Annotated in this window: 9 protein-coding genes; 7 read left to right on the forward strand and 2 right to left on the reverse strand. The window is 32.6% G+C overall.

Annotated features, from left to right (window positions below; genetic code table 11):
- Positions 1 to 84: 84 nt before the first annotated feature.
- Positions 85 to 570 carry a DUF6265 family protein gene (locus ACH2BG_RS06315; RefSeq protein WP_395046866.1) on the reverse strand — a complete coding sequence of 162 codons (486 nt, stop codon included), beginning with the start codon at positions 568 to 570 and terminating at the stop codon, positions 85 to 87.
- Between the two features lie 207 nt (positions 571 to 777).
- Between ACH2BG_RS06315 and prfA the strand changes: the two genes are divergently transcribed.
- The 5 genes from prfA (at position 778) to ACH2BG_RS06340 (ending at position 4832) form a co-directional block, all read left to right on the forward strand.
- A complete protein-coding gene (prfA, locus tag ACH2BG_RS06320; RefSeq protein WP_395046867.1) occupies positions 778 to 1851 on the forward strand; it encodes a peptide chain release factor 1 in 1074 nt (357 codons plus the stop codon).
- A gap of 85 nt (positions 1852 to 1936) precedes the next feature.
- Positions 1937 to 2785, forward strand: coding sequence for an orotidine-5'-phosphate decarboxylase (pyrF, locus tag ACH2BG_RS06325; RefSeq protein WP_395046868.1), 849 nt, complete (start codon positions 1937 to 1939; stop codon positions 2783 to 2785).
- A 2-nt stretch (positions 2786 to 2787) separates the two neighbouring features.
- On the forward strand, positions 2788 to 3171 hold the full coding sequence (locus ACH2BG_RS06330; protein WP_395046869.1) for a DoxX family protein: 384 nt from the start codon (positions 2788 to 2790) through the stop codon (positions 3169 to 3171).
- Position 3172: 1 nt separating this feature from the next.
- Positions 3173 to 3991, forward strand: a complete 819-nt coding sequence (locus tag ACH2BG_RS06335; protein ID WP_395046870.1) for an ABC transporter substrate-binding protein — start codon at positions 3173 to 3175, stop codon at positions 3989 to 3991.
- Positions 3992 to 4046: 55 nt separating this feature from the next.
- Complete coding sequence (locus ACH2BG_RS06340; protein ID WP_395046871.1) at positions 4047 to 4832, forward strand: alpha/beta fold hydrolase; 786 nt, start codon at positions 4047 to 4049, stop codon at positions 4830 to 4832.
- A gap of 56 nt (positions 4833 to 4888) precedes the next feature.
- Here ACH2BG_RS06340 and ACH2BG_RS06345 read toward each other — a convergent pair whose 3' ends face one another.
- Positions 4889 to 6028: an acyl-CoA dehydrogenase gene (locus ACH2BG_RS06345; RefSeq protein WP_091473765.1), complete on the reverse strand. Its 1140-nt coding sequence runs from the start codon at positions 6026 to 6028 to the stop codon at positions 4889 to 4891.
- Between the two features lie 95 nt (positions 6029 to 6123).
- Between ACH2BG_RS06345 and ACH2BG_RS06350 the strand changes: the two genes are divergently transcribed.
- Both ACH2BG_RS06350 and ACH2BG_RS06355 read left to right on the forward strand, forming a co-directional pair.
- On the forward strand, positions 6124 to 7191 hold the full coding sequence (locus ACH2BG_RS06350; protein WP_395046872.1) for an anhydro-N-acetylmuramic acid kinase: 1068 nt from the start codon (positions 6124 to 6126) through the stop codon (positions 7189 to 7191).
- An 83-nt stretch (positions 7192 to 7274) separates the two neighbouring features.
- On the forward strand, positions 7275 to 7862 hold the full coding sequence (locus ACH2BG_RS06355; protein WP_395046873.1) for a chalcone isomerase family protein: 588 nt from the start codon (positions 7275 to 7277) through the stop codon (positions 7860 to 7862).
- Positions 7863 to 7881 lie beyond the last annotated feature (19 nt).

The raw sequence follows: 7881 nt of genomic DNA on the forward strand, positions 1-7881 counted from the left end.
TTTCAATTTTCAAAGTTTATTTAGACTAAATATAAATAATAATTTTAAATATCTGATTTTATGAAAAATACAACTAGAAATATTCTATTTTCTCTTCATAGGAAAAGCTTCTTTGGCCTCTTTTCCGTTTTGAATTCCTGAAATTTCAGCAACCAAACTGTCTTTTGCTACTTTTGTGTAAATAATTTTATTTGGAAAATCGTGTTTTGGGTTTTCAAAAACCAATTCATTTTTAGAAGATATTGTAAGATAAAACGAAACTGGTTTTTCTTTATTCTGATCTTTCACCGAAACTGTATAAAACAAACTGTCATTTTTTTGTTCTAAAACAACGGTTTCGTAAAAAACGGTATCATTAGCTACAAGAACATAACTTACACCTACAAAAGTACTGTCGGATTTTTTTGTCCAGTTTTCTGTAAAATCACTTTCTTTTGTAGTATTTCCCCACTCGCCTAAAAGCCAATTTGCTTTATCTAGTTGTTCGTATGCTTTACTTGTTTCTTTAGTTTCGTTTTTACAAGCCGTAAATACTAAAGTTAGGATTAGTATTGAAAATACTTTTTTCATGATTGTTTGAATTTGATTAAAATGTAAAGCTATAAAATAATACTGATTCTAGCCCAGATAGAAGTAAAAATCCTTTTTTGAGGTTTTTCTCCGAAAAAAGATTGAAACGGATAGCTGGAAAAAGCTCTTAATAAAAAATCTAAAATTTAAAATTTACAATCTGCAATCTTTTTTGTAATTTTGCACTCCAAATATAAGGAAAAGAAAATGTTAGACAGATTACAAATAATAAAGCAAAAATTTGACGAGATATCTGATTTGATTATTCAGCCAGATGTCATTGCCGACCAAAAAAGATATGTTGCACTTAATCAAGAATATAAAGGACTAAAAGCGCTTGCTGAAAAACGCGACGAATACGTGATTTTGATGGCAAATATTGCCGAGGCCAACGAAATAATTGCCGATGGAAGCGACGCAGACATGACCGAAATGGCAAAGATGCAACTCGACGAAGCTAAAGAAAGATTGCCAGAACTCGAGGAAGAAATAAAATTTTTATTGATTCCTAAAGATCCTGAAGATGCAAAAAATGTTATGGTCGAAGTTCGTGCTGGAACTGGTGGAGATGAAGCTAGTATTTTTGCTGGTGATTTATTCCGTATGTATACTAAATATTGCGAAAACAGAGGCTGGAGAACTTCGGTTGTAGATATGAATGAAGGTACTTCGGGAGGATTTAAAGAGGTGATTTTTGAAGTTACAGGAGAAGATGTTTACGGAACTTTGAAGTTTGAAGCAGGTGTGCATCGTGTACAACGTGTGCCACAAACGGAAACACAAGGTCGTGTACACACATCGGCTGCAACCGTTATGGTTTTACCAGAAGCAGAAGAGTTTGATGTTCAGATTGATATGAATGATGTTCGTGTTGATTTTTTCTGTTCTTCTGGACCAGGCGGACAATCTGTAAATACTACAAAATCTGCGGTTAGATTAACACATATTCCATCAGGATTAGTGGCTCAATGTCAAGATCAAAAATCACAACACAAAAATAAAGATAAGGCATTAGGCGTTTTACGTTCTCGTTTGTACGAACAAGAATTAGCAAAAAAACAAGCTGAAGACGCTACAAAACGTACTTCGCAAGTAAGCTCTGGTGACCGTTCTGCAAAAATTCGTACTTATAATTATTCTCAAGGGCGTGTAACGGATCACAGAATCGGGTTAGATGTTTTTGATATGGATGGTGTTATGAATGGAAAAATTCAAAAATTTGTTGACGAACTACAGTTGGTGAATAATATGGAAAAATTAAAAGAATCTGATATTTTTTAAAAAGTAATAAAAAGTAAAATTTTAAAAATCCTCCGAATACTTTTCGGGGGATTTTTTTTATAAATTTGCATCACAACAAAACAAAATGACAACACAACAACTAATTGACCAAATTCGAACTAAAAAATCCTTTCTTTGTATAGGTTTAGATGTCGATTTAACTAAAATCCCACAACATTTACTCGAACTAGAAGATCCTATTTTCGAATTCAATAAAGCCATTATCGATGCCACACATGATTTGTGCGTTTCCTACAAACCCAATACCGCTTTTTATGAAGCTTACGGTATAAAAGGTTGGCAATCGTTACAAAAGACAATCAATTATATTAATGAAAAGCATCCAGAAATCTTCACTATTGCCGATGCAAAACGTGGAGATATCGGAAATACTTCATCAATGTATGCCAAAGCATTTTTTGAAGATTTAAATTTCGATTCCGTTACCGTGGCGCCGTATATGGGCAAAGATTCGGTAGAACCTTTTTTAGCTTTTAATGACAAACATGCTATTATGTTGGCCTTAACATCTAACGAAGGTGCTTTCGATTTTCAAACTTTGGAAACAAATGGAACCCGAGGCGAGGCCGAACCGAGCGGAGCTAATGAATTATACAAACAGGTTTTAGAAACTTCAAAAACTTGGAAAAATGCACAAAACTTAATGTATGTTGTTGGCGCTACCAAAGCGGAATATTTTACCGAAATTAGAAAAATTGTCCCTGATAGTTTCTTATTAGTTCCTGGAGTTGGCGCACAAGGCGGAAGTTTATCCGAAGTTTGCAAATACGGAATGAGTCCCAATATTGGGTTGCTCATAAATTCTTCTCGAGGAATTATTTATGCTTCCAATGGAACTGATTTTGCCGAAAAAGCAAGAGCAGAAGCACTAAAAATGCAACAAGAAATGGAATCAATAATAAATCAAGCTTAATTATGGGAAATTCATTTATTTTAAGAATTGCGTTGGCAGTCATATTCATAATGCATAGTATGCCTGGAGTGTTCAATAACGGAGTAAATGATTTTGGGAATTTATATTTAAATACCATTGGTTTTGCGCCTTTTGGGGTGTTAATAGCTTGGTTAATCAAATTGTCTCATGTAGCAACAGCTATTTTATTGCTACTGAATAAATACATCAAACCAGTTTCAATAATTACCATTTTAATATTAATTATAGGCATTTTTATGGTTCATTTACCCGATGGCTGGTATGTTGTAGGTGGTGGAAGAAACGGCGTTGAATTCAACTTCCTTTTAATTGCTGCTTTTCTAACGCTAATGTATCCTGATGGGTTTAAAATAAAGAAAAATTAAATTGAAAACTTTTATTGATCAATTAGGCAATCACCACACTTTTGAAACAACTCACAAGCGAATTGTTTCCCTTGTACCTTCTCAAACCGAATTATTGTATGATTTGGGTTTAGAAGAACACATTGTTGGAATCACAAAATTTTGTGTGCATCCGTATCATCTCAAGTCGACAAAGAAAATTGTTGGCGGCACAAAAAAAGTGAATTATGATAAAATTAGAGCTTTAAATCCTGATATTATCATTTGCAATAAAGAAGAAAATACGTTAGAAATAGTCGAAGAATTAAGAGAAATTTGCCCAGTTTGGATAACTAATATTATCACTATTGAAGATAATTTTCAGATGATTTCAGACTTTGGTCAGCTCTTCAATTGTCGTACTGAATCACAAAAAATAAATGATAAATTAGGTTTTGCATTAACCGAATTTAAAAAATTTATAAAAGACAAGCCTCCCGAAACTTCAGGACAAAAAGTTGCTTATTTTATCTGGAAAAACCCTTATATGGTTGCTGGTTCAGACAATTTTATAAATGAGTTACTGAAGCTGAATAACTTCGAAAACATTTATGGTAATAATCCTGAAACTTCGGGACGTTATCCAGAAATAGAACTCAAAAAAATACGTTTAGATGGAGATCCTGATTTGGTTTTTCTTTCTTCGGAACCATTTCCTTTTAAAGAAGAAGATGCTTTTGAAATAGGGAGATTTACACATCATGCCAAAACTGTTTTTGTAGATGGCGAAATGTTTTCTTGGTACGGAAGCAGATTACTGAAGGCTTTTGAATATTTCAAAATATTACACAGCAAGATTTAACGTAAATTTCTTGCCTATTCTTTTTCATCTATTATCTTTACTCAAATTTTAGAAATTGATAAACTATTCTATTTACGAAAACAAAGACAGTAATCAGTGGGTGACATTCGTGCACGGCGCTGGAGGAAGTTCGTCTATATGGTTTAAGCAAATTCGTGATTTTCAGAAGCATTATAATGTTTTATTGTTAGATTTGCGTGGTCACGGAAGCTCAAGTCAGCAAATAAAAAAAGCTTTTCACAATAAATATACTTTCAAATCGATTGCAAACGATGTTCTAGAAGTTATTGACCATCTTAAGATTGAAACCTCACATTTTGTAGGCATCTCTTTAGGAACAATTGTGATTAGACAATTAGCGGAAATGCATCCAGAACGTATAAAAAGTATGATTTTGGGTGGTGCTATTCTCAAAATGAACTTCCGTTCTCAAATTTTGATGCGTTTGGGAAATATGTTCAAATATGTGCTCCCCTATTTAGTATTATACAAATTTTTTGCTTTTGTCATTATGCCAAATAAAAATCACAAGCAATCTCGTTTGTTATTTATAAATGAAGCTAAAAAACTATATCAGAAAGAATTCATTCGTTGGTTCAAGCTTACTGCCGAAATAAATCCAGTACTTAAATGGTTTCGCCAAGTTGAGGTGAACATTCCTACACTTTATATCATGGGAGAAGAAGATTATATGTTCTTACCATCGGTTCGTAAAGTGGTCGAAAAGCACTATAAATCCTCCAAATTATTTGTAATAGAACAATGTGGACATGTTGTAAATGTCGAGCAACCTTTGGTTTTCAATACCACTGTAATCGAGTTTATAAACGATACAAAATAAAAAAATCCCGTTTTGAAAATTCAAAATGGGATTTTATATTTATAAAAAAACGTATATTATTTTACTAAAGTTCTAGAAATTACAATTCTCTGAATCTCTGAAGTTCCTTCATAAATTTGAGTAATCTTAGCATCACGCATCATACGTTCTACATGGTATTCGCTCACATAACCGTTTCCACCGTGTATTTGTACTGCTTCGATCGTAGTATTCATTGCAGTTTCGGAAGCAAAAAGTTTTGCCATTGCACCTGATTGCGAAATATCTAGACCAGCATCTTTTTCGGTAGCAGCTTTAAGTACTAACATTTTGGCAGCCATAATTTGGGTTGCCATATCAGCTAGTTTAAATGCGATAGCTTGGTGCTGAAAAATTGGTTTTTTGAAAGCTACACGTTCTTGTGCATACTTCAATGCTAGTTCGTATGCGCCAGTTGCAATTCCCAACGCTTGAGATGCAATTCCAATTCTTCCTCCGTTAAGCACCGCCATTGCAAAGTTGAAACCAAATCCATCTTCACCAATCCTATTTTCTTTAGGAACTTTTACATCGGTAAACATTAATGAATGCGTATCAGAACCACGAATTCCCATTTTCTTTTCTTTAGGACCAACTGCAAAACCAGCCCAACCTTTTTCGACAATAAAAGCATTGATACCTTTATGACCTTTTTCAACGTCAGTTTGTGCAATTACAATATAAGTAGAAGCAGTTCCTCCGTTTGTAATCCAGTTTTTTGTACCATTTAGTAGGTAATGATCACCTTTGTCTATTGCAGTCGTTTTTTGCGAAGTCGCATCAGATCCTGCTTCTGGCTCAGATAAACAAAAAGCACCTATTACTTCTCCTTTTGCAAGAGGAACTAAGTATTTCATTTTTTGCTCTTCGTTGCAATATTTCTCTAATCCAGCGCAAACTAATGAGTTGTTTACAGACATAACTACTGCTGCCGAAGCATCAATTTTAGATAGTTCCGTCATGGCCAAAACGTACGAAACGCTATCCAATCCTGAACCTCCGTATTTAGGATCGACCATCATTCCCAAAAATCCAAGTTCAGCCATTTTTTTGACTTGTTCGGTTGGAAATTTTGAGTGTTCATCACGTTCTATAACTCCTGGTAATAACTCTGCTACAGCAAAATCTCTTGCTGCTTGTTGAATCATTAACTGTTCTTCGCTTAAATTAAAGTCCATTTTTTATATCAGTATTTTATTTGTAAATCTTTTAAAAGTTTTCAAATATAGTTGATAAATATGAATTTTTCAAAAGGTTTTCTTAATTTTAACCCATGTTTAAGCACCACTATAATGTTTTGGGAGTAATGTCAGGAACTTCACTTGATGGAGTCGACTTGGCGCATATTAATTTTTTTGAAAAAAACGGAAAATGGAGTTTTCAAATACATGAAAATAAAACCATTAGTTATTCGGAATTATGGATAGACCGACTTAAAGAGGCTGTCGATTTTTCTGATTTAGATTTAAAAAAACTAAACGAAGATTATACAATATTATTAGCCGAGATTATTTCTAATTTTATTAAAACCAATAAAATCGAAAATCTCGATGCAGTTTGTTCTCACGGACACACTATTTTGCATCAACCACAAAACGGATTTACTTTGCAAATAGGAAACCTTCCAAGAATTGCTCAATTAATAAACCAAAAAGTAGTTTGCGATTTTAGAGTTCAAGACGTAAATCTTGGAGGACAAGGAGCTCCATTAGTTCCTATTGGTGATCAAATTCTATTTTCAGAATACGATTATTGTTTAAATCTTGGCGGATTTTCAAACGTTTCTTTCAATGAAAATGGAAATAGAATTGCTTTCGATATTTCGGCGGTAAATACAGTTTTGAATTTTTATGCCAATAAATTAGGATTAGATTATGATGATAAAGGAAAAATTTCTCGTTCAGGAAATGTTTCTAACGACTTATTCTCAGAATTGAATGAGCTAGATTTTTATAAGAAAAGCTACCCAAAATCTCTTGGATTTGAATTTGTAAAAACAATAATTTTGCCAATCATCGAAAAATATTCAATAACTATTGAGGATAAACTGCGAACGTTTACCGAACATATTGCCATACAAATTGCTTTAGCATTACCTAAAAAATCTGGTAGTTTATTTATCACAGGAGGAGGAGCTTACAACGATTTTTTAATAGAAAAAATACAATTTTTTTTACCAGAAATGAAAATTGTAATTCCAGATACTAAAACAATCGAGTTTAAAGAAGCCTTAATTTTCGCTTTACTTGGAGTTCTGAAACTTCGCAACGAAATTAATGTTTTGTCAAGTGTTACAGGAGCAAAACACAATCATAGCTCAGGGGAAATTTATAATTATTAATCTTTTTTTAACAGAAGTTATGTCTTGCAAACTGTCATATTTTTTTTAAATTTGCATCAAAATTAATCCCTACTTAAAAAATCATGAAAAATTTCATTTTGCCTTTCTTTATTCTATTTTTATTTATTCAACCTAACGTTGCTACAGCACAAAATCAGTTCGAAACTGAAGGTGTAATTGTACCAAGAACGATAGAATTTCAAAATAAAACACTACAATTAAACGGCTTCGGAACTAGATCTAAAATGTGGGTCGATGTTTATGTGCAAGCATTATATCTTTCAAGTTTGTCGCAAGAGGCACAATACATATTAGATAATGACACGGAAATGGGTATTAGAATTCAAATTCTTTCAAACTTAGTTTCTTCAAAAAAACTGACTAAATCTTTAAACAATGGTATGGAAAAATCTGTTGGTAAAGAGAACATGAAACAATTTGAATCTCAAATAACGTTATTAGAATCATTGTTAAGCACTGAAGATACTAAAAAAGATGATGCTTTCAATCTTATTTATAATCCTATCGACACATCGATTTGGGTTTATAAAAATAATAAATTAGAAGGAAAAATTCCTGGATTTGAATTCAAAAAAGCTTTTTTCGGAATTTGGCTTTCTAACAATCCTGTCGATGAAGATCTTAAAAATGATTTGTTAGGAAAATTTTAAATAAATACGATATAAAAAA

It is taken from the genome of Flavobacterium sp. (assembly GCF_043779715.1).
Lineage (GTDB): Bacteria > Bacteroidota > Bacteroidia > Flavobacteriales > Flavobacteriaceae > Flavobacterium.

Coding starts and splice junctions, on each gene's coding strand:
- ACH2BG_RS06355 (WP_395046873.1), top strand. CDS start 7,275: ATGAAAAATTTCATTTTGCCTTTCTTTATTCTATTTTTATTTATTCAA.
- ACH2BG_RS06315 (WP_395046866.1), bottom strand. CDS start 570: ATGAAAAAAGTATTTTCAATACTAATCCTAACTTTAGTATTTACGGCT.
- pyrF (WP_395046868.1), top strand. CDS start 1,937: ATGACAACACAACAACTAATTGACCAAATTCGAACTAAAAAATCCTTT.
- ACH2BG_RS06345 (WP_091473765.1), bottom strand. CDS start 6,028: ATGGACTTTAATTTAAGCGAAGAACAGTTAATGATTCAACAAGCAGCA.
- ACH2BG_RS06330 (WP_395046869.1), top strand. CDS start 2,788: ATGGGAAATTCATTTATTTTAAGAATTGCGTTGGCAGTCATATTCATA.
- prfA (WP_395046867.1), top strand. CDS start 778: ATGTTAGACAGATTACAAATAATAAAGCAAAAATTTGACGAGATATCT.
- ACH2BG_RS06350 (WP_395046872.1), top strand. CDS start 6,124: ATGTTTAAGCACCACTATAATGTTTTGGGAGTAATGTCAGGAACTTCA.